The sequence below is a fragment of the Tepidicella baoligensis genome, assembly GCF_013432195.1.
GTDB lineage: Bacteria > Pseudomonadota > Gammaproteobacteria > Burkholderiales > Burkholderiaceae_C > Tepidicella > Tepidicella baoligensis.
Genome location: NZ_JACCDB010000004.1, coordinates 79,999 through 102,782, shown reverse-complemented (window position 1 = coordinate 102,782; position 22,784 = coordinate 79,999). Strand labels below are relative to the sequence as shown.

At 63.4% G+C, this 22,784-nt stretch carries 17 protein-coding genes; all 17 read left to right on the top strand.

Annotation, left to right across the window (positions count from 1 at the left end):
* The first annotated feature begins 22 nt into the window (after positions 1 to 22).
* On the top strand, positions 23 to 1,660 hold the full coding sequence (locus HZS63_RS06530; RefSeq protein WP_180683250.1) for a 3-(methylthio)propionyl-CoA ligase: 1,638 nt from the start codon (positions 23 to 25) through the stop codon (positions 1,658 to 1,660).
* 110 nt (positions 1,661 to 1,770) lie between these two features.
* Positions 1,771 to 3,006, top strand: a complete 1,236-nt coding sequence (locus HZS63_RS06525) for a branched-chain amino acid ABC transporter substrate-binding protein (protein WP_133596837.1) — start codon at positions 1,771 to 1,773, stop codon at positions 3,004 to 3,006.
* Positions 3,007 to 3,152: 146 nt separating this feature from the next.
* Positions 3,153 to 4,178, top strand: a complete 1,026-nt coding sequence (locus HZS63_RS06520) for a branched-chain amino acid ABC transporter permease (protein WP_180683352.1) — start codon at positions 3,153 to 3,155, stop codon at positions 4,176 to 4,178.
* Positions 4,179 to 4,190: 12 nt separating this feature from the next.
* Positions 4,191 to 5,483: a branched-chain amino acid ABC transporter permease gene (locus HZS63_RS06515; protein ID WP_180683249.1), complete on the top strand. Its 1,293-nt coding sequence runs from the start codon at positions 4,191 to 4,193 to the stop codon at positions 5,481 to 5,483.
* Positions 5,483 to 6,265, top strand: coding sequence for an ABC transporter ATP-binding protein (locus HZS63_RS06510; protein WP_180683248.1), 783 nt, complete (start codon positions 5,483 to 5,485; stop codon positions 6,263 to 6,265). Before HZS63_RS06515 ends, HZS63_RS06510 begins: the two co-directional genes overlap by 1 nt.
* Positions 6,266 to 6,279: 14 nt before the next feature.
* Positions 6,280 to 6,975, top strand: coding sequence for an ABC transporter ATP-binding protein (locus HZS63_RS06505; RefSeq protein WP_180683247.1), 696 nt, complete (start codon positions 6,280 to 6,282; stop codon positions 6,973 to 6,975).
* A 134-nt stretch (positions 6,976 to 7,109) separates the two neighbouring features.
* Entirely contained in the window at positions 7,110 to 9,233 is a 2,124-nt protein-coding gene (locus HZS63_RS06500; protein ID WP_180683246.1) for a 3-hydroxyacyl-CoA dehydrogenase NAD-binding domain-containing protein, read from the top strand.
* 37 nt (positions 9,234 to 9,270) lie between these two features.
* Positions 9,271 to 10,446 (top strand): acetyl-CoA C-acyltransferase, encoded by a 1,176-nt coding sequence (locus HZS63_RS06495; RefSeq protein ID WP_180683245.1) that lies wholly within the window; start codon positions 9,271 to 9,273, stop codon positions 10,444 to 10,446.
* A gap of 13 nt (positions 10,447 to 10,459) precedes the next feature.
* Complete coding sequence (locus HZS63_RS06490; protein WP_180683244.1) at positions 10,460 to 12,313, top strand: acyl-CoA dehydrogenase; 1,854 nt, start codon at positions 10,460 to 10,462, stop codon at positions 12,311 to 12,313.
* Between the two features lie 30 nt (positions 12,314 to 12,343).
* The gene (locus tag HZS63_RS06485; protein ID WP_180683243.1) at positions 12,344 to 13,135 is read left to right on the top strand and encodes an SDR family oxidoreductase; all 792 of its coding nucleotides are present in this window, start codon (positions 12,344 to 12,346) and stop codon (positions 13,133 to 13,135) included.
* Positions 13,136 to 13,576, top strand: a complete 441-nt coding sequence (locus tag HZS63_RS06480) for a hotdog fold thioesterase (protein WP_180683242.1) — start codon at positions 13,136 to 13,138, stop codon at positions 13,574 to 13,576.
* 46 nt (positions 13,577 to 13,622) lie between these two features.
* On the top strand, positions 13,623 to 14,639 hold the full coding sequence (locus tag HZS63_RS06475; protein ID WP_180683241.1) for an NADP-dependent oxidoreductase: 1,017 nt from the start codon (positions 13,623 to 13,625) through the stop codon (positions 14,637 to 14,639).
* Positions 14,640 to 14,658: 19 nt separating this feature from the next.
* Positions 14,659 to 16,311: an isovaleryl-CoA dehydrogenase gene (locus tag HZS63_RS06470; RefSeq protein WP_180683240.1), complete on the top strand. Its 1,653-nt coding sequence runs from the start codon at positions 14,659 to 14,661 to the stop codon at positions 16,309 to 16,311.
* A gap of 15 nt (positions 16,312 to 16,326) precedes the next feature.
* The gene (locus HZS63_RS06465; RefSeq protein WP_180683239.1) at positions 16,327 to 17,235 is read left to right on the top strand and encodes an SDR family oxidoreductase; all 909 of its coding nucleotides are present in this window, start codon (positions 16,327 to 16,329) and stop codon (positions 17,233 to 17,235) included.
* A 199-nt stretch (positions 17,236 to 17,434) separates the two neighbouring features.
* Positions 17,435 to 19,774, top strand: coding sequence for a bifunctional salicylyl-CoA 5-hydroxylase/oxidoreductase (locus HZS63_RS06460; RefSeq protein ID WP_180683238.1), 2,340 nt, complete (start codon positions 17,435 to 17,437; stop codon positions 19,772 to 19,774).
* 111 nt (positions 19,775 to 19,885) lie between these two features.
* Entirely contained in the window at positions 19,886 to 20,278 is a 393-nt protein-coding gene (locus tag HZS63_RS06455) for a RidA family protein (RefSeq protein ID WP_180683237.1), read from the top strand.
* Positions 20,279 to 20,359: 81 nt separating this feature from the next.
* Positions 20,360 to 22,756 (top strand): Tex family protein, encoded by a 2,397-nt coding sequence (locus HZS63_RS06450; protein WP_180683236.1) that lies wholly within the window; start codon positions 20,360 to 20,362, stop codon positions 22,754 to 22,756.
* Positions 22,757 to 22,784: the final 28 nt, after the last annotated feature.

The following is a 22,784-nucleotide window of genomic DNA, read 5'->3' as shown; positions in this document are numbered from 1 at the left end:
GCAGACACCAATGGAGATGCAAATGCTAGGCTTGATGCAAGACCAACCCTTGCTGATTTCAGACCTGATCGAACACGCTGCCCGTCATCACGGGGATGTGGAGATCGTTTCGCGGCGCGTGGAGGGCGACATCCACCGCACCACCTACCGGGAGGCGGCTGGCCGCGCGCGCCAGTTGGCCGGCGCTCTGGACGCCATGGGTCTGGCCCAAGGCGACCGTGTGGCCTCTTTGGCCTGGAACGGCTATCGCCATTTCGAGATGTATTTCGGTGTGAGCGGCTCCGGGCGGGTGTTGCACACGATCAATCCGCGCCTGATTCCGGACCAGATCGCCTGGATCGTCAACCATGCCGAGGACCAGGCGCTGTTTTTCGATGTGACCTTTTGGCCCATCATCAAGGCCATTCAGGGCCGCTGTCCCGCTGTGAAGCATTGGGTGGCGCTGTGCGATGACGCCCATCTGGCCAAGGTGACCGAAGGTGCTGCCATACCCAACCTGGTGAGCTACGAAACGTTGATCGCCGGGCAGCCCACCACCTACACTTGGCCCCGGTTCGACGACCAGACCGCCTCCAGCATGTGCTACACCAGTGGCACCACCGGCAACCCCAAGGCGGTGCTGTACAGCCACAAGTCCACCATCTTGCACGCTTATGCCGCTGCGTTGCCCGACGTGATGTGCCTGAGCGCCCGCGACAGCGTGCTGCCCGTGGTGCCCATGTTCCACGTCAACGCCTGGGGCCTGCCTTACTCGGCCTGCGCGGTCGGCTGCAAGCTGGTGTTCCCCGGCCCGGCCATGGACGGGAAGTCTATCTACGAGTTGCTGGATGGCGAGCGTGTGACCTTCGCGGCCGGCGTGCCCACGGTGTGGCAGATGCTGCTCACCCACATGGCGCAGAATGGCCTGAAGCTGCCGCACCTGACGCGCACCGTGATCGGCGGCTCGGCCTGCCCCCCCGCCATGATCAAGGCCTTCCGGGAAGAGTACGACGTGGAGGTCCTGCATGCCTGGGGCATGACCGAGATGAGCCCGCTGGGCACGCTGTGCACGCTGAAGAACAAGCACTTGCTGCTGCCGGAAGACGAGCAGATGAAGATTCGCCTCAAGCAGGGGCGCGCGATCTTTGGCATCGACATGAAGGTGGTGGGCCCCGACGGGCGGGAACTGCCCTGGGACGGCAAGACCTCGGGCGATCTGCTGGTCAAGGGCCCCTGGGTCATCCGCGACTACTACAAGGGCGAGGGCCCGCCTCCGCTGGTGGACGGCTGGTTCCCCACCGGCGATGTGGCCACCATCGACGCCGACGGTTTCATGCAGATCACCGACCGCAGCAAGGACGTGATCAAGTCCGGTGGGGAGTGGATCAGTTCCATCGACGTGGAGAACATCGCCATGGCGCATCCCGCCGTGTTGATGGCGGCCTGTATTGGGGTGAAGCACCCCAAGTGGGATGAACGCCCCATCGTGGTCGTGGTCAAGAAACCCGGCCAGGAGGTGACCCGCGAGGAATTGCTGGCTTTCTATGAAGGCAAGATCGCCAAGTGGCAGATTCCAGATGACGTGGTGTTCGTGGAATCCATTCCGCTGGGCGCCACCGGCAAGATGCAGAAGGTCAAGCTGCGTGAGCAGCTGGCCGATTACCGGCTCCCGGGGCTGTGATGCCGGGCCGCGCAGTCACTCAGGCGATAGGGGCTAGGGCTATCCCTGAGAGCGTGTTTGCAAGTCCCCAGTAAGCTTTGTACGTTCCACCACCCCAAGGAGACAAACCGATGAAACTCATGATCAAAGCCCTGACCGGTGCTGCCATGCTGACCTGCGCCTTCACGGCGTTCGCCCAGAAGGGCGAAACGGTGAAGATTGCCTGGATCGACCCACTGTCGGGCCTCATGGCCCCGGTGGGCACCAACCAGCTGCGCAGTTTCCAGTTCTTCGCAGAAAAATTGAGTGGCGATGCCAACCCCGCTGGAGTCAAGTTCGAGGTGATAGGCTTCGACAACAAGCTCAGTCCCGCCGAAAGCCTCACGGCTCTGCAGGCCGCGATCGATCAGGGTGTTCGCTACATCACGCAGGGCAACGGCTCTTCGGTGGCCGGTGCCCTGATCGACGCGCTCAACCGCCACAACAGCCGCAACCCTGGCAAGGAGGTGGTGTTCCTGAACCATTCTGCTGTGGACCCTGACTTCACCAACAGCAAATGCAGCTTCTGGCACTTCCGCTTCGATGCCGACACCTCCATGAAGATCGAAGCAATGACCGCCTTCATGAAGGACGATCCGACCATCAAGAAGGTGTTCCTGATCAACCAGAACTACTCCCATGGCCATCAGGTGGCAAAGTACGCCAAGGAAAGCCTCAAGCGCAAGCGCCCCGACATCGAGATCGTGGGCGAAGACCTGCATCCGCTGGCCCAAGTTCGTGATTTTGCGCCCTATGTCGCCAAGATTCGCGCCTCGGGTGCTGATACGGTGATCACTGGCAACTGGGGCTCCGACCTCTCCCTGCTGGTGCGTGCCGCCAATGAGGCCGGTTTGAATGTGCGCTTCTTCACTTACTACGCGGGCGTGACGGGTACCCCGACCGCGCTGGGTACCCAGGCCGAAGGCCGGGTGTACCAGGTGGGTTACAACCACTACAACATGGGCGGCCAGATGGACAAATGGATGGCCGAGTTCAAGCAGCGCTTCAACGATGACTTCTACACTGGGTCCGTGGTGAACATCTACAAGGGGCTTGCGCAGGCCATGGCTAACGCCAAGAGCACCGATCCGGTGAAGGTGGCGCATGCCCTTTCCGGCTTGAAGTTCCAGGGCTACAACGGCGAAGTGGAAATGCGCCGCACGGATCACCAATTGCAGCAACCCCTGTACCTGACCCGCTGGCAGAAAGTGGACGCCAAACACCCGTACAGCCCGGAGAACACCGGGATGACCCTGGTGCCGGTGCGTGAATTCCCTGCCTACGTGGCCAGCACGCCCACGAGCTGCCAGATGCGGCGTCCGGGCTGACCGCCGTCCCCACCCCTGATCCGGAGCCTGGCTGGGCGTCAGGCTCCGATTTAGGTTTTCAGACCCTGTGATCCGACTGCCGTTCGCGTGGTCCGGGGCTGTTTTTTCCTCCGAGAGGCTGGCCACCCGCCAGAAACGATGTGACGCTGGAATTTTTCATCATTTCCATGCTGAACGGGCTGAGTTACGGCTTGCTGCTGTTCATGCTCAGCTCCGGTCTGACCCTGATCTTCAGCATGATGGGCGTGCTGAACTTCGCGCATGCCAGCTTTTACATGGTCGGCGCTTATCTGGGCTATTCGATTGCCCAAGTGGCTGGCTTTTGGGTGGCGCTGCTGCTGGCACCCGTGCTGGTGGGGGTGTTGGGGGCGGCCTTCGAACGCACCAGTCTGCGCAAGGTGCACAAGTATGGCCATGTGCCCGAGCTGCTGGTCACCTTCGGGTTGTCGTACATCATTCTCGAACTGGTCCAATTGATTTGGGGCCGTGCGGCGGTGGAGTTCCGCCCTGCCGAGCTGCTGCAAGGCTCCGCTTTCACCCTGTTGCACCATGCCGATGACACCATCGGATTCATGTTCGGGCGGGCACCCGCCGAGCTGTGCGGCGCCGCCACAGGTACGGTGTGCGCCTACTTCCCGGCCACCCGGGCTTTCATGATGCTGGTGGCGATCGTGATGCTGGTGAGCCTGTGGCTGCTGATCACGCGCACCCGGGTAGGCCTGGTCATTCAAGCCGCGCTGACACACCCCGAGATGGTGGAGGCGCTGGGCCACAACGTGCCCAGGGTTTTCATGCTGGTGTTCGGGGCTGGGACTGCGCTTGCCGGTCTGGCCGGCGTGATCGGTGGCAGCACCTTCGTGACCGAGCCGGCGATGGCGTTGACGCTGGGGTCGCTGATCTTCGTGGTGGTGGTGGTCGGGGGGCTGGGCTCGTTGTCTGGCGCGTTTCTGGCCTCCCTACTCATAGGGGTCATCCAGACGTTTGCGGTGGCCATGGACCACTCGATCGCCGGGGTGTTGCAGAACATGGGGGTGGAGTTGTCGGATGCGGCGCGCCAGAACGATCTGTTGCGTCTGACCATCTCGCAGGTGGCCCCGATCTTGCCGTATTTGTTCCTCGTGCTGATTCTGATCTTCCGCCCCAGGGGCTTGCTGGGTAACCGTGAAACCTGAGGCTGCACATCCATGACAACCGCTTATTACAGTTTCAAACCGTACAACGTCGGGCGCTGGATCATCTGGTCGCTGTTTGCGCTGGTGCTGATCTTTGCGCCGCAGGTATTCGACAGCAATCTGTCGGTCAGCATGTTGGCCCAAATGGGCATTGCCATCATTGCCTGCCTGTCTTACAACATGCTGCTCGGGCAAGGCGGGATGCTGAGCTTCGGCCATGCCGTCTATACCGGGCTGGGTTCTTATGTGGCCATTCACGTGCTGCTGCGTGTTTCCGATGGACTGATGTCGGTGCCCGTGAGCCTGATCCCGCTCATCGGTGGACTGGCGGGGCTGTTCTTCGCCATCCTGTTCGGCTATGTGACCACGAAGAAGGCCGGTACCACGTTTGCCATGATCACGCTCGGCGTGGGTGAACTGGTGTTTGCCATGTCGCTGATGTTTTCGGACTTTTTCGGCGGCGAGGCTGGGATTTCTGCAGACCGGGTGGTGGGCGATGCGGTGTTTGGCATCACTTATGGGCCGAACATACAGGTGTACTACTTGATTGCGGTGTACACCTTCGTGTGCGTGGCGCTGATGTACGCCTTCACCCGCACACCGCTGGGCCGGATCATCAATGCCGTGCGTGACAACCCCGAGCGGGTCGAGTTCATCGGCTACAACACCCAGGTGGTGCGATACCTGGTGTTCATCATCGCCGGTTTCTTCGCTGGCATTGCCGGCGGGCTGGCGGCGATCCAGTTCGAGATCGTCACGGCCGAGGTGGTGGGACCGATCCGTTCCGGAGGCTACCTGCTCTTCACCTTCCTGGGGGGGGCGACGTTTTTCTTCGGTCCCATCATCGGGGGTGTGTTGATGGTGCTGGCGTTCGTGCTGTTCTCTGAAATCACCAAGGCCTGGCTGCTGTATCTGGGCCTGATTTTCCTGTTCATGGTGATGTATGCCCCAGGTGGCATTGCCAGCCTGATCATGATGAACCTGCGGGTGGCCATGTTCGGGCGGCTGCGGGAGCTGTGGGTGAGCTATCTGGCGCTGGCGGTGACGGCTCTGGTGTTCCTGGCCGGAGCCGGGGCGATGATCGAGATGATCTATCACCTGCAGCTCAACACGGCGCTGGGCGATGAGGTCCGCTTCCTGGGCGTGACGCTGAATGCCCGCGAGACGTCGAGCTGGTTTGGCTCCATTTTCGTGGCGCTCACCGGGTTGGGGCTGTTCGAGCTCACGCGCTACCACTTCCGGCTGCAATGGGCCGAGATCCAGACCTATATCGAGAAAGAAATCAAACGCCGGGAGACTTCCTGATGTCCACACCTTATGCTCTGGAACTGAAAGATCTGCGCAAGAGTTTCGGCAAAACCGAAATCATTCGTGGCGCGAACCTGGCGGTCAGCGCGGGGGAACGGGTGGCCATCATCGGCCCGAACGGGGCGGGTAAGTCCACGTTGTTCAACCTGATCAGCGGCCGTTTCGCCCCCACCTCGGGAGAGGTGTGGCTCAACGGCCAGCGCATCGACGGCAAGAAGCCATTCCAGATCAACCGACTCGGGTTGTCGCGCAGCTTCCAGATCACCAACATTTTTCCCAAGCTCAGCGTGTTCGAGAACCTGCGCTGCGGGGTGTTGTGGAGCCTGGGCTACAAGTACACCTTCTTCAAGTTCCTGGCCGACCTGGAGGACGCGAACCAGCGCGCCGATGAGTTGCTGGAGATGATCCGCCTGGACAAGAAGCGCGACACGCTCGCCATGAACCTCACCTATGCGGAGCAGCGGGCGTTGGAGATCGGTATCACCATCGCCGGTGGGGCCAATGTGGTGCTGCTGGATGAGCCGACGGCAGGCATGAGCAAAAGCGAGACCAAGCGATTCATTGACCTGATTCGAGAGATCACGGTCGGCAAGACGCTGTTGACCGTGGAGCACGATATGGGGGTGGTGTTCGGGTTGGCGGACAAGATCGCCGTGGTCGTTTATGGCGAAGTCATTGCTTTTGACACGCCTGAAGCGGTGCGTGCCAACGCGCGTGTGCAGGAGGCCTACCTGGGCTCGGTGCTGGCCGAAGAGCAGGCCGCGGGCGCGGCACATTGAAGGGACCGGATAACATGCTCGACATCAACAACCTGCACGCTTATTACGGCAAAAGCCATGTGCTGCATGGCGTGCATTTCAAGGTCGGGCAGGGCGAGATCGTCGCCTTGCTCGGACGCAACGGCTCGGGCCGTTCCACCACGGCCCAGGCCATCATGGGGCTGGTGGATGCCGATGGTGACGTCGTATGGAAAGGCAAGCCCATCCGTGGCATGAAACCTTTCGAAATTGCCCATTTGGGGATTGGTTATGTGCCAGAAAACCGCGACATTTTCCCCAAGCTCACCGTGCACCAGAACCTCATGCTGGGCCAGAAAGGCAACGGCAAGGGCAGCCGCTGGTCGTTCGATGACATGTACGCCATGTTTCCGCGCCTCAAGGAACGCCAACATACCGAAGCGGGCGTGATGTCTGGCGGGGAGCAGCAGATGCTGACCCTGTGCCGCACGCTGATGGGAGATCCGGAGCTGATCATCATCGATGAGCCCACCGAAGGCTTGGCACCCAAGATCGTGGAGCAGGTGGCCGACTTCCTCAAGAAACTCAAGGAAAAAGGCATCTCGGTGCTGCTGATCGAGCAAAAGCTGACGATCGCGCTCCACATTTCGGACCGCGCGTTGGTGATGGGGCACGGCAGCATCGTGTTCGACGATACACCCGCGGCGCTCAAGGCCAACCCCTATGTGCGCAAGGAGTGGCTGGAGGTCTGATGCATGATGTGATGCCGGAGACAAACAGGTGACAGGCGCACCCTCCGGAATCAGGCAGACTTCCGATCATGCAATAACACGAACGGTCGTTCTTTTTCGGCCGTTTTTCTGCTACCGATAGACAAGGAGACCGCATGACCGCGCATTACCAAGACCACGGCGACGTGGCCGTCATCACCCTGGACAACCCCCCGATGAATGGACTGGGGCTGAGCACCCGGCAGGGCATTGTGCGGGCGCTGGAGCAGGCCAACGAGAACTCGGCGATCAAGGCCATCGTGCTCACCGGGGCTGGCAAGGCCTTTTCCAGTGGCGCCGACATCAAGGAATTTGGCTCACCCAAGGCTTACCAGGACCCGAATCTCATCAGTGTGATCAACGCGCTGGAAGCCTCGCCCAAGCCTGTCGTGGCCGCGTTGCACACCGTGGTGATGGGGGGAGGGTTGGAACTGTCGCTGGGGTGCCATTACCGGATTGCCGCGCCCGGTGCCAGCGTGGCCCTGCCGGAGGTCAAGCTCGGCTTGATTCCGGGCGCGGGCGGGACGCAGCGGCTGCCCCGCGCCATTGGCGTGGAGCCGGCGCTCAACCTCATCGTCAGCGGTGAGCCGGTGAAAAGCGAGTTGCTGGCCCAGATCCCTGGCCAAAAGCTCTTTGACAAGCTGGCGGCCAGCGCCGACAGCCTGATGGATGAGGCCCTGGCGCTGGCCCGGGAGGTGGCGGCCAAGCACGCCGCAGGCGAGCCGCTGCCGCGGTTGCGCGACCTGCCCTGCAAGCACCCCCAGGGCGACGGCTACTTCCAGTTTGCCCGCAACATGGTTCGCGGCATGGCGAAGCACTTTCCGGCGCCGGTCAAATGCGTGGATGCGGTGGAAGCTGCCACGAAGAAAAAGTTTGATGAGGGCATGGCCTATGAGCGCGAGACCTTCGTCAACCTGATGATGACCCCGGAGTGCATGGCGCTGCGCCACCTGTTCGTGGCCGAGCGGGCGGCCAGCAAAATCCCGGATGTGCCGGCCGACACCCCGCAACGCACGGTGGCGAAGGTGGCCGTCATCGGTGCTGGCACCATGGGTGGCGGCATCAGCATGAACTTCCTCAATGCGGGCATTCCGGTCACGATCCTGGAAATGAAGCAGGAGGCGCTGGACCGCGGGCTGGCCACCATCCGCAAGAACTACGAAGCCCAGGTGGCCAAAGGCAAGCTCAAGCAGGACATCTACGAGCAGCGCATGGCGCTGCTCTCCACCACCTTGAACTATCAGGACATTGCCGACGCCGACTTGGTGATCGAAGCGGTTTTTGAGGAGATAGGGGTGAAAGAGCAGGTGTTCAGGCAACTCGATGCGGTGATCAAGCCCGGCGCCATCCTGGCCACCAACACCTCCACGCTGGATGTGAACAAGATTGCCGCATTCACCCAGCGCCCGCAGGACGTGGTGGGGATGCACTTCTTCAGCCCGGCCAATGTGATGAAGCTGCTGGAAGTGGTGCGTGGCGAGAAAACCGCCAAGGATGTGCTGGCCACCGTGATGGCCATCGGCAAGAAGATCAAGAAGACTTGCGTGGTCGCTGGGGTGTGCGATGGCTTCATCGGCAACCGCATGATCGAGCAGTACAGCCGCCAAGCCGGGTTTTTGCTGGAAGAGGGGTGTACGCCTCAGCAAGTCGATCAGGCGATCGAGAAGTTCGGCTTTGCCATGGGGCCATTCCGCATGGGCGACCTGGCCGGCAACGACATTGGCTGGGCCATTCGCAAGCGCCGCTATGTGGAAAAACCCCATCTGCGCTACAGCAAGACGGCCGATTTGCTGTGCGAGATGGGGCGTTTTGGGCAGAAAACCGGCGCCGGCTGGTACGACTACGCCCCCGGCAAGCGCGATGCCATTCCCAGCCCGGTGGTGGTCGAGATGATCGAGCGGCATCGCCAGGCGCTGGGCATCACCCCGCGTCAGATTGCAGACGAGGAAATCGTGCAGCGCCTGGTGTATGCGCTGGTCAACGAGGCGGCGCACATTCTGGAGGAAGGCATTGCCAGCCGGCCGAGCGACATCGACATGGTGTACCTCACGGGCTATGGCTTCCCGGTCCACCGGGGCGGCCCGATGCACTACGCCGATTTCGTGGGGCTGTTCAACGTGGCCGAGGCCATGAAGCGCTTTGCCCGCAATCCGCATGACGACGCGCAATTCTGGCAGCCCGCCCCTCTGATCCGGCGCCTGCTGGCCGAAGGCAAGACCTTCGCCGACCTCAACCGCTGATGCCTCGCCACCCCATCCCGAATCGCAAGGAACGACCATGACCCAAGCCGTCATCGTATCGACCGCACGCACCCCGCTGGCCAAGAGCTGGAAAGGGGCTTTCAACATGACCCATGGCGCCACCCTTGGGGGCCATGCCGTGCAGCACGCGATTGCCCGCGCCGGCATCGACGCCGCCGAGGTGGAAGACGTGATCATGGGCTGCGCCAACCCGGAAGGGGCGACTGGCATGAACATCGCGCGCCAGATCGCGTTGGCCGCCGGCTGCCCGATCACCACCTCCGGGCTGACGGTCAACCGGTTTTGCTCCTCCGGCTTGCAGACGATTGCCTTGGCGGCGCAGCGCATCATCGCCGGTGAGGGCGATGTGTACGTGGCCGGTGGCGTGGAAAGCATTTCCTGCGTGCAGCAGGAAATGAACATGCACATGGCCTTCGATCCCCTGCTGAAGAAGAAAAAACCTGAGATTTACTGGACCATGCTGCAAACGGCCGAGCAGGTGGCCAAGCGGTACGGCATCGGCCGCGACGCGATGGACGAGTATGGCGCGGCGAGCCAGCAGAAAGCCTGCGCGGCGCAGGCCGCCGGGTTGTTCGAGGCGGAAATCGCGCCGATCACCGTGACCATGGGGGTGGCCGACAAGACGCTGGGCCTCATCACCCGGCAGGTGACGGTGAGCAAAGACGAAGGGCTGCGCGAAGGCACCACCAAAGAAGGCATCAGCGGCATTCGGCCGGCGCTGCCGGGCGGGCTGGTGGCCGCGGGCAATGCCAGCCAGTTCAGCGATGGGGCTGGGGCCTGCGTGGTCGTCAGCGAGGCGTATGCCAGCCGCCACAACCTCCAGCCGCTGGGGCGTTTCCTGGGCTTTGCCGTGGCCGGCTGCGAGCCGGACGAGATGGGCATCGGCCCGGTGTTCGCCGTGCCCAAGGTGCTGCAAAAGCTCGGCCTGAAGGTCGAGGACATCGACCTGTGGGAGTTGAACGAGGCCTTTGCGGTGCAGGTGATCTATTGCCGAGACCGGTTGGGCATCCCGAATGATCGCCTCAACGTGAACGGCGGTGCCATTGCGCTGGGTCACCCCTATGGGGTGTCGGGCCAACGGCTCACCGGTCATGCCCTGATCGAGGGCAAACGCCGGGGCGCCAAGCGGGTGTGCGTGACCATGTGTATCGGCGGCGGCATGGGCGCGGCCGGCGTCTTCGAGGTCTTGTGACGGCGGAGTGGCCATGAGCTTGCGCCTCACCGTCGATTTTCTTTTGTACGACTGGCTGGGGGCGCAAGCTCTCAGTGAACGTGAGCGTTTCGCTGAGCACAGCCGCGAAACCTTTGACGCGGTGCTCGACATCTGTGAACGCATCGCCCGCGAAAAGTACGCGCCGTTCAACCGGCTGGTGGACATCCAGGAGCCGCAGTTCGATGGCGAGAAGGTGATCCTGCCCCAAGCCACGAAAGATGCTTGGGATGCCTATGCCGCTTCCGGTATGCTCAGTGCCGCGCAGGACTATGACGTGGGCGGGATGCAGTTGCCCTACACGGTGGAGGCAGCGGGCAATGCGTTTTTCGCCATGGCGTCGGTCAGCATCGGGGCGGGCATGCTTACGGTGGGCAATGCCAACCTGCTGATGGCGCACGGCTCGGCGTTGCAACGCGAGGTGTTTGCGCTCAACGAATTCAATGGCCGGTTTTCGGGCACCATGTGCCTGAGCGAGCCGCAGGCGGGTTCCAGCCTCAGCGACGTGGCCACCCGTGCCGTGCCCGATGGCGAGGGCTTTGAGGCCGATCCCCTGGGACCCCGCTACCGGCTGCGCGGCAACAAGATGTGGATTTCCGCCGGCGAGCACGAGTTGACCGAGAACATCATTCACCTGGTGCTGGCCAAGATTCCCGGCCCCGACGGCAAACTGCCGCCCGGGGTGAAAGGGCTGTCCCTGTTCGTCGTGCCGAAGAAGCTGGTGGATACCGATGGGCGGTTGACTGGCGTGCGCAACGACGTGGCGCTGGCCGGTCTGAATCACAAATGTGGCTGGCGTGGGACCACGAACACGCTGCTGAACTTCGGCGAAGGCAAGTTCCCGGTCCTGGGTGAAGGCATGGGGCTTGGCCTGGACGGGCAAGGCGCCGGGGCCATAGGCTACCTGGTGGGGGAGCCGGGCAAGGGCCTGGGCTACATGTTCCACATGATGAACGAGGCGCGCATCGGGGTGGGCATGGCGGCCACCATGCTGGGCATGGCCGGCTACCACGCGAGCCTGGACTATGCGAAAAACCGTCCCCAGGGAAGACCGATGGGCGCCAGCGGCAAAGACCCGACCCAACCGCAGGTGCGCATCATCGAGCATGCCGATGTGAAGCGCATGTTGCTGGCCCAGAAGGCCTACTGTGAGGGGGCGCTGGCCTTGGAGCTGTACTGTGCCCGCCTGGTGGACGAACAGCACACGGGCGCTCCCGAAGCGGCCGACGACGCTCGCCTGCTGCTGGAGGTGCTGACCCCCATCGCCAAGAGCTGGCCCAGCGAATGGTGTCTGGAGGCCAACAGCCTGGCCATTCAGATCCACGGCGGATATGGCTACACGCGCGATTTTCCCGTCGAGCAATATTGGCGCGACAACCGCCTGAACATGATCCACGAGGGGACCCACGGCATCCAGGCCATGGACCTGCTGGCGCGCAAGGTGCTGATGGAAAACGGCAAGGGCCTCAAGCTGCTGGCTGCGCACATGCAGGGCACGATCGACCGCGCGCTCCAGGTGCCGGAACTCGCACGTGAAGCGAAAGACCTCGCCCAGGCCTTGCAACAGGTCGGGGCTGCTACCCAAGCCGCCTGGGCGACAGGCGAGCCTACCGAAGCGCTGGCCAATGCCGTACCCTATATGCAGGCGTTCGGGCACACGGTGCTGGCGTGGATCTGGTTGGACGTGGCGCTGGTGGCGACTCGAGCGGCTGCCGCACCGGCCCAACAGGGAAGGCTGGCCGCCTGCCGTTATTTCTTCCGCTACGAACTGCCCAAGATCGGCGCCTGGTTGCAGGTGGTGTCCAACCGTGACATGACTTGCACCGAACTGGCCGAAGACGCATTCTGAACCGGGCCACGGCCCCACAAGGAGACACGCATGACACGAACCATTCAACAGCTGTTCGACCTCAAGGGCCAGGTGGCCTTGGTGACGGGCGGCTCCCGCGGACTGGGCCTGCAGATGGCCCACGCATTGGGCGAGGCCGGTGCCCGGGTGCTGGTAACGGCCCGCAAGGCGGGCGAACTCGAAGAGGCGGTGGCCCAGCTCAAAGCCGCCGGCATCGACGCGCAGTGGATCGCGGCCGACTGTGCCCAGGAGGCCGACATCCACCGCCTCGCGGCCGAAACCCTGCAGCGCATGGGTGCGGTGGACATCCTCGTGAACAATGCCGGGGCCGCCTGGGGAGCTCCGGCCGAAGATCACCCGATCGAGGCGTGGGACAAGGTGATGAACCTCAACGTGCGCGGCTACTTCATCCTGAGCCAGTACCTGGCGAAGCACCACATGATTGCACGGCGCAAAGGCAGCATCATCAACGTGGCCTCCATCGCCGGGCTGGGGGGTAACCCGCGCGGCATGAACACCATTGCCTACAACACCTCCAAGGGTGCGGTGATCAATTTCACGCGGGCGCTGGCGGCCGAGTGGGGGCCGTATGGCATCAGGGTCAACGCCATCTGCCCCGGTTTTTTCCCCAGCAAAATGACCAAGGGCACACTGGAGGCTTTGGGCGAAGAGCGTCTGGCCCAACATGCGCCGCTGGGCCGCCTCGGCGACGACGAGGACCTCAAGGGTCTGACACTGCTGTATGCCTCCGACGCCGGCAAACACATCACCGGTCAATGGCTGGCGGTGGATGGTGGCGTCAGCATCGTCACGGGGGGCTGAGTGGAATTCCAGGTCCGCATCCCTTTCGTCGAGCATTTGGGTTTCGTGCTCCAGCATTGGGTGGATGGCGAGGCCGAGATCACCTTCGACCCGGCGCCCGAGCACCTGAATTCCTTCAACGTGGTACATGGTGGGGCAAGCATGACGCTGCTGGACGTGGTCATGGCCCATGCCGCGCGCAGTGTCCAGCAGGACATGGGTGTCGTGACGATCGAGATGAAGACCTCGTTCATGCAGGCAGCCAAGGGACCACAGCGTGCACGCGGCCGACTGCTGCACCGCACGACCACCCTGGCCTTCACCGAAGGCCAGGTGTTCGATGCCGATGGCAGGTTGTGTGCCCACGCCACCGGCACCTTCAAATATGTGAAGCGCTTGCCCGTGAATGCCAGGGGCGTGCATGAACTCAACGTCTCAGCGGCCGGTATTGCGACCGACTGATTCCACGCCACCCACCGGGCCTTTGTCGCCCGACCCAGGAGACACCATGCCGACCAATACCCGCATCCTGCTGGACAATCGCCCCCAGGGCGAGGCCAGTGTCAGCAACTTCAAGATCGAAACCGTGGAAACCCCCGCGCTGGCCGAAGGGCAGGTGCTGGTGCGCCACCATTATCTGAGCCTCGATCCGTACATGCGTGGCCGCATGAACGACACCAAGAGCTATGCCCCACCACAACCCCTGGGGGAGGTGATGATAGGCGGCACGGTGGGCGAAGTGGTCGAGAGTCGCCACCCGGATTACGCGCCGGGGGACCGGGTGGTTGGCATGGGAGGGTGGCAGCAGTACAGTGTGGTGGATGCGTCCCAGCCGGGGGTGTTGCGCAAAGTGGATACCACGCGCGTGCCGCTGAGCCACTACCTGGGTGCCGTGGGCATGCCGGGCGTGACGGCTTGGTACGGCTTGGTGAAGATCATCGAACCCAAGCCGGGCCAGACCGTGACGGTGAGCGCGGCCAGCGGCGCGGTGGGCAGTGCCGTGGGGGTCTTGGCCAAGGCACGTGGGTGCCGGGTGGTGGGCATCGCCGGTGGCCCCGACAAATGCGCCTACGTCAAACACGAACTCGGTTTCGACGACTGCATCGACTACCGTGAACACAAGGATGGCCTGTCGCTGGCCAAGGCGCTCAAACAGGCGTGCCCCAACGGCATCGACGGGCATTTCGAGAATGTGGGGGGGATGGTGCTGGACGCCGTGATGCTGCGCTCCAATGCGTTTTCGCGCATCGCGGTCTGCGGCATGATCGCCGGCTACGATGGCCAGCCGCTGCCGATGGCCAACCCGGCCTTGATTCTGGTCAACCGCATGCGGGTCGAGGGGTTCATCGTCAGTGAACACATGGAGGTGTGGCCGCAGGCCCTGGCCGAACTGGCCGAGCTGGTGGGCAGCGGCCGTTTCCGCCCCCGAGAGACGGTGGCACAAGGCATCGAGTCGGCGCCCGAGGCCTTTTTGGGGTTGCTCAAGGGCCGCAACTTCGGCAAGCAGCTGGTCAAATTGATTTGATGTCCCGGGAAGCACGGCCATGAACGCCACGCATCAGGTCTTCAACCAGGCAGAGCCTCTGGCGGATGTGAACCTGTTCGAGGGCAACCGGCCCATGCAGGATGCGTTGCGGCTGCATGCGCCCACACTGGATACCGAGCCCCTGGAGCGGCTGGGAGCACTGGCCGGCAGTGCGGAGATGCAGACCCATGCCCGTTTGGCCAACGTATTCGTTCCTCAGTTGCGTACCCACAGTCGCTACGGGCACCGGATCGACCGGGTGGAATTCCACCCGAGTTACCACGCCCTGATGCGTGCGGCCACGGCGGCGGGTTTGCACGGCACGCCTTTTGCCGACGCCGAGCAGGCCAGCGGGCATGCCCATCTGAAGCGGGCGGCTGGCTTCATGCTGTTCACGGAGTTGGAGCCATCCACGCTGTGCCCGATATCCATGACCTATGCCGCCACACCGGCGTTGCGGGGGCAGCCCGCGATCTACCGGGACTGGTCGCCGCAACTCACCAGCCGGGCCTACGATCCGGACCTGCGGCTCTGGAAAGACAAGCCTGGCGTGACCATGGGCATGGGGATGACGGAAAAGCAGGGCGGCTCCGATGTGCGCGCCAACACCACCAGCGCAGAGCCAGATGGCAGCGACGGCTGGGGAGCGCGATATCGGGTCACCGGGCACAAGTGGTTTTTCTCCGCCCCCATGTCTGACGCCTTCTTGATTCTGGCTCAGACGGCTGCCGGCCTGTCGTGCCTGTTTCTGCCGCGTGTGTTGCCGGATGGCACGCTCAACGCTCTGCACATCCAGCGCCTGAAAGACAAGCTGGGCAACAAAGCCAACGCCAGCGCGGAGGTGGAGTTTCAGGGGGCAGCGGCCTGGCTGGTGGGCGAAGAAGGGCGGGGGGTACCGCAAATCCTCGCCATGGGAACGATGACGCGCCTGGACTGCGCTCTGGGCACCAGTGGGCTGATGCGACAGGCCTTGTCGCTCGCGATCGACCATACCCGTCAGCGCAGCGCCTTCGGCAAGAAGCTGATCGAGCAGCCGCTCATGAAGAATGTGCTCGCCGACTTGGCCCTGGAGTCGGAAGCGGCAACGGCGCTGGCCTTGAGGCTGGCGCACAGCTTCGACCGCGCCTCTGCCGACGAGCACGAGCGTGTGATGCAGCGGCTGCTTACGCCGGTGGCGAAGTTCTGGATCTGCAAACGCGGCAGCCTGTTCGCCCAGGAGGCGATGGAATGCCTCGGGGGCAACGGTTACGTGGAGGAGCAGGGTGAGGGTGTCATGGCCCGGATCTACCGGGAAATGCCGGTCAACAGCATCTGGGAAGGTGCCGGCAACATCATGGCGCTGGACCTGTTGCGGGCGTTGCGTCAGGCCGATGCGGCGGCGGCTCTGGCCCAGGAGCTGGTCCCTGTCCGTGGGATGCATGAGGCGCTGGACCGTTGGATAGAGCGCCTGCCGCAACAGATGGAGGCCATGGCTCATGAGGCAGAGGCCCGTCGTCTGGCGGAGGCGGTCGCCCTTGCGGTGCAGGCTGCTTGGTTGGCCCCCAGTGCCCCGCCGGCCGTGTTCGGGGCCTTTTGTGATTCGCGCATCGCGGGCAGGTGGGGCCACAGCTTCGGCTCGTTGGGAGCGGGCGTCGATATGGACGGCATCATTGCGCGGGCCCGGCCGCGCTGAACAGGAGGCAGGGACATGATAGAGACTTTCAAGGGCAAGACCGCCGTGCTCACCGGTGCGGGCTCGGGGTTTGGGCTGGAAGTGGCGCGCATCGGCGCCGCGCGGGGTATGAAGCTGGTGCTCGTGGATGTGCAGGCCGATGCGCTGGAGCGGGCACGTGAGGAACTGCAAACCCAGGGTGCGGAGGTGCTGGCCCGCCGGGTGGATGTGTCCAACGCCGAGGCCATGGAAGCGCTCGCAGTGGAGGTACAGGAGCGTTTCGGGGCACCGCATTTCGTGTTCAACAACGCGGGGGTGGCGGCGGGGGGGCTGATCTGGGAAAACACCGTGGCCGACTGGAACTGGGTGCTCGGCGTCAACCTGTGGGGGGCGGTGCATGGGGTGCGTGTGTTCACCCCGCGCATGCTGGCGGCTGCCCAGTCTGACCCCTCTTACCGGGGGCACATCGTGAACACCGCCAGCATGGCGGGCCTGCTCACGCCGCCCAACATGGGTGTGTACAACGTGAGCAAGCATGCGGTGGTGGCCCTGACTGAAACGCTGTACCAGGATCTGGCACTGGTGACCGACCAGGTGAGTGCCAGCGTGCTGTGCCCGTATTTCGTGCCCACAGGCATCAGCCAGAGCCAGCGCAACCGGCCGGATGAGCTCGCGGGTGGGCAGCCCACGCGCAGCCAGTTGATTGGCCAGGCCATGAGCGACAAGGCCGTGAGCAGCGGCAAGGTGACGGCGGCTGAAGTGGCAGCCCGGGTGTTTGACGCCCTGGAGACCGGCACGTTCTACATCTACAGCCACCCCCAGGCGCTGGGCAATGTGCGCACGCGCATGGAGGCCATCGTGTCGGGTCTCAACCCGCCCGATCCGTTTGCCGAACGCCCCGAAGTGGGCGAACGGTTACGCGCGGCGCTGCGCACTGCAGCCTGAGACCCGCCTGAAGTTCATCCGCCCCACTGGGGTGGGCAGGTTCGCAGGCGCCCGCCGCACTGCTGACCCGAGACATCTCCTTGGCTAGGGGTTGGATGCACGCATCAAGGGTAATCCCGGATCTCCTTCTTAAGCTTCAGGCTTAAACTATTTATGAATGAATGGTGCATCCGTCCATCAACCCATCGAAGGAGTCCTCATGAAAATCGTCTGCATCGGCGGCGGCCCGGCTGGCTTGTATCTGGGTCTGTTGATGAAGAAGCTGGACGCCGGGCACGACGTGACCGTGGTCGAACGCAACCGCCCCTACGACACCTTCGGCTGGGGCGTGGTGTTTTCGGACGCAACCATGGACAACATGCGCCAGTGGGACCGCGAAACCGCCGACGAGATCCAGGAGGCCTTCAACCACTGGGATGACATCGAATTGCGCTTCAAGGGGCGCATCATCCGCTCCGGCGGGCATGGTTTCGTGGGCATTGGCCGTAAAAAGCTGCTCAACATCCTCCAGGCTCGTTGCGAGCAACTGGGTGTGAAACTGGTGTTCGAGACCGAGGTGGATTCGGACCTGGATTTTCCGGATGCAGACTTGATCGTTGCCAGTGATGGCATCAACTCCCGCATCCGCACCCGGTATCAGGAGGTGTTCAAGCCTGATATCGTCACCCGGCCGAACCGCTACATCTGGCTGGGCACGAACCGCCTGTACGATGCCTTCACCTTTGATTTCCAGAAGACCGAGCACGGCTGGTTTCAGGCCCATATCTACAAATTCGATCAGAACACCACCACGTTCATCGTGGAATGCCCTGAGCAGGTGTGGCTGGCCCACGGGCTGGACAAGGCGAACCAGGAGCAGTCGATCGCCTTCTGTGAAAACCTGTTCAAGGATACCCTGCAAGGCCATAAGCTGATGACCAATGCCCGCCACCTGCGCGGCTCGGCCTGGCTCAATTTCCAGCGCGTGGTGTGCGAGCAGTGGTGGCTCAGGAATGCCAACGGCAGCCATGTGGTGCTGATGGGCGACGCCGTGCACACGGCACACTTCGCGATCGGTTCTGGTACCAAACTGGCCATCGAGGACGCGATCGAGCTCACCCGCCAGTTTCAGTTGCTGGGCGACAGCCCCGAGAAGTTGCCCGAGGTGCTGGCGACTTACCAGGAACTGCGCCGTGTGGAGACGCTGCGCCTGCAAAACGCGGCCTGGAACGCCATGGAGTGGTTCGAGGTGTGCGGTCAGCGCTACTGCGACCAGTTCGAGCCGGAGCAGTTCATGTACTCCATGCTCACGCGTAGCCAGCGCATCAGCCATGAAAACCTGCGCCTGCGTGACAAACAATGGCTGGAAGGATATGAGCGTTGGTTTGCCGAGAGGGCTGGTGTTCAGGTGTCCGACGCCGCGCCCGTGCCTCCACCCATGTTCACGCCCTACACGGTGCGCGGCGTGACCTTGAAGAACCGCATCGTGGTCTCGCCCATGGCGCAGTATTCCGCCGTGGACGGTCTGGTGGCCGACTACCACCTGGTGCACCTGGGTGCGCGGGCCATGGGTGGGGCCGGCCTGGTGTTTGCCGAGATGACCTGTGTCAGCCCCGAGGGTCGCATCACCCCCGGCTGTCCCGGCCTCTACAAGCCCGAGCACACCGCCGGTTTCAAACGCATTGCGGACTGGATCCACCAACACACCGATGCCAAGTTTGGCATCCAGATCGGACACGCGGGTCCCAAAGCGTCCACCCGTGTGGCGTGGGAGGGCATCGACCAGCCGCTGGAAAGCGGCAACTGGCCGATCATGGCGGCTTCGCCGCAGCAGTACCTGGAGGGCGTGAGCCAGATGGCTCGTGAAATGACTCGGGCCGACATGGACGAGGTCAAAGCCCAGTTCGTTGCGTCCGCTCGGGCTGCTGCCGAGGCCGGTGCAGACTGGTTGGAGCTGCACTGCGCGCACGGCTACTTGTTGTCGAGCTTCATTTCACCGCTGACCAATCATCGCCGCGACGAGTACGGCGGCAGCTTGGAAAACCGCTTGCGCTACCCGCTGGAGGTGTTTCAGGCGGTGCGCGCGGTGTGGCCGGCGGACAAGCCGATGTCGGTGCGCATTTCCGCCCACGACTGGGTCGAGGGTGGCACCACACCGGACGACGCGGTCGAGATCGCCAAGGCCTTCAAGACCGCCGGCGCCGATATGATTGACTGCTCCTCTGGCCAGGTGAGCAAGAAGGAAAAGCCGGTCTATGGCCGCATGTTCCAAACACCCTTTGCCGATCGCATCCGTCAGGAGGCCGGTATCCCCACCATTGCGGTGGGAGCGATCAGTGAAGCCGATCATGCCAATTCCATTCTCGCCGCCGGCCGGGCCGACCTGTGCGCGGTGGCCCGTCCACACCTGGCCAACCCGGCCTGGACGCTGACCGAAGCGGCCAAGATCGGCTATACCATGCTCGAATGGCCGAAGCAGTACCGCTCGGCCAAGGCGCAGATGGAAACGCTCTTTGCCCGTGAAAAGGCCATGGCCGCCCAAGCCGCGGGGGCAAAATGAGTGCGGCGGTGCAGGGTTGCCTGCTGACCGTGTTCCGGACTCCGTTCCGCCCCGACGATGTACGCCGAGCCATCGGACCACGGTTCACAAGCCTTTTCAAGGAGAGTTGACATGCAAGTACTGCTTCCGCCCGGTTGGCCGCGCCCCAAGGGGTATGCCAATGGGGTCACGGCCCGTGGCCGCATGGTATTCGTTGCCGGCATGATCGGTTGGGATGCACAAGGGGTTTTCCATAGCGACGACATCGGCGTCCAAGCACGGCAGGCGCTGGAGAACGTGGTCGCGGTACTGGCCGAAGGTGGTGCCAAGCCGGAGCACATCGTGCGCATGACCTGGTACGTGACCGACAAGCGCGAATACGTGGCGGCCTACCCCGACATCGGCAAGGCGTTCAAGGAACTGATCGGCTGCTACAACGCGGCCATGACGGCGGTGGAGGTGTCGGCCCTGATCGAGGACCGGGCCAAGGTGGAAATCGAAGTCACCGCTGTCGTGCCCGACTGACTGGGTGGATTTTTCTGGCAAACTCGACCCATTCGATGGAACCCTGAGGCCGACCTGCGGGTCGGCTTCTGCTTTGAACGCATGCTAAAAATCATCACCCAGATCGCGCACGAACTGAAGGTGCAGGCCCGGCAGGTTGAGGCTGCCGTGGCGCTGCTGGATGGAGGGGCCACCGTGCCCTTCATCGCCCGCTACCGCAAGGAGGCCACGGGTGGCCTGGACGACACCCAACTGCGCGAACTGGAAAATCGCCTGGCGTACCTGCGCGAACTGGAAGACCGCCGCGCCGCCGTGCTCAAGAGCATCGAAGAGCAGGGCAAGCTGACCCCGGAACTGCGTGCCGCCATCGAAGCCGCGCCCACCAAGCAGGAACTGGAAGACCTGTACCTGCCCTACAAGCCCAAGCGCCGTACCAAGGGCATGATCGCCCGTGAAAACGGCATCGAGCCGTTGGCCGATCTGTTGTTCGACGACCCCACCCGGGTGCCTGCTGACGAAGCCCAGGCTTATGTGAAGGCCGAAAAAGGCGAGGATGGAAGTGATTTCACCACCGTGGCCGCCGTGCTCGATGGGGTACGCGATATTCTGAGCGAGCGTTGGGCCGAAGATGCTGTGCTGGTGCAGATGCTGCGCGAATGGCTGTGGCAAGAAGGCCTGCTGCAGAGCAGGAGGGTCGCAGGCAAGAACGAGAACGATCCAGACGTGGCCAAGTTCCGCGACTACTTCGAATACGACGAACCCATCGGCCGCGTGCCCTCGCACCGCGCCCTGGCCGTGTTTCGTGGCCGCGCGCTCGACATTCTGGACGTGAAGCTGGTGGTGCCCGAGCCGGAGCTGTCCCCGAGTGTCCAGATCAGTGCGCAAGCCAGTGCCAAGCCCGCCGTACCCGCGCTGGCCGAAGGCCGCATCGCCCGTCACCTGGGCTGGAGCCACCAGGGCCGCCCGGCGGACGACCTGATCCGCAAATGCGTGAGCTGGACGTGGCGCGTCAAGCTCAGTCTCTCCACCGAGCGCGATCTGTTCGCCCGCCTGCGCGAAGAGGCCGAAAAAGTCGCCATCAAGGTCTTCGCTGACAACCTGCGCGACCTGCTGCTGGCCGCGCCCGCAGGTGCCAAGGCCGTGATGGGATTGGACCCGGGCATCCGAACCGGCGTAAAAGTGGCCGTGGTGGACCCCACCGGCAAGCTGGTGGACACCGCCACCGTGTATCCGCACGAGCCCCGCCGCGACTGGGAAGGCGCCATCGCCACGCTCGGGGCGCTGTGCCTCAAGCACGGCGTGCAGCTCATCGCCATTGGCAACGGCACCGCCAGCCGCGAGACGGACAAGCTCGCCGCCGACCTCATCAAACGCCTGGCCGACCGGGGCGTGCAGCTCCAGAAGGTGGTGGTCAGCGAAGCGGGCGCTTCCGTCTATTCCGCCAGCGAATACGCCAGCCAGGAAATGCCCGACGTGGACGTGAGCCTGCGCGGCGCGGCCAGCATCGCCCGCCGCCTGCAGGACCCGCTGGCCGAACTGGTGAAGATCGAGCCCAAGAGCATCGGCGTGGGCCAGTACCAGCACGACGTGAACCAAAGCGAACTGGCCCGTACGCTGGACGCCGTGGTGGAGGATTGTGTCAACGCCGTCGGTGTCGATCTGAACACCGCGAGTGCGCCGCTGTTGTCGCGCGTGTCCGGCCTGTCGGGCAGCGTGGCCAAGGCTGTGGTGCGCTGGCGCGAATCGAACGGTGCATTCAAGAACAGGCAGGATTTGTTCAAGGTCACCGGCCTGGGGGCCAAGACCTTCGAACAATGCGCGGGCTTCCTGCGCATCCGGGGCGGCGATAATCCGTTGGACATGACCGGCGTGCACCCCGAAACCTACCCGGTGGTGGAAAAGATCATCGAGGCCACCGGCAAACCCGTGGCCGAGCTGATGGGTCGGGTGGATGTGCTCAAGACCCTCAAGCCCGAACGCTTCGCCGACGAGCGGTTCGGTGTCATCACCGTCAAGGACATTCTGGGTGAGCTGGAAAAACCGGGTCGCGACCCGCGCCCCGACTTCCAGGTGGCCCGCTTCAACGAGGGGGTGGAAGACATCACCGACCTGAAAGAGGGCATGGTGCTGGAAGGCACCGTGAGCAACGTGGCGCAGTTCGGCGCCTTCGTGGATTTGGGCGTGCACCAGGACGGGCTGATCCACGTGAGCCAACTGTCACACAGGTTCGTGAACGATGCCCGGGAGGTCGTCAAGACCGGCGACATCGTGAAGGTCAAGGTGGTGGAGGTGGATGTCGCGCGCAAGCGCATCGGCCTGACCATGAAACTCGATGCTCCCGTGGGTTCGCGCAGCGAACGGCGCGAGGAGGGCAGTCACCGCTTCCAACCGGCGGGGCGGCCGCACCAAGCGGGGCGGGTTGGCAACCGCTCCAGCGAGCCCACGCCGGTCAGCGCCATGGCCTCGGCCTTTGCCAAGCTCCAGGGCCTCAAGCGCTGATTGCGTCCACTATACTGCCCTCATCAAT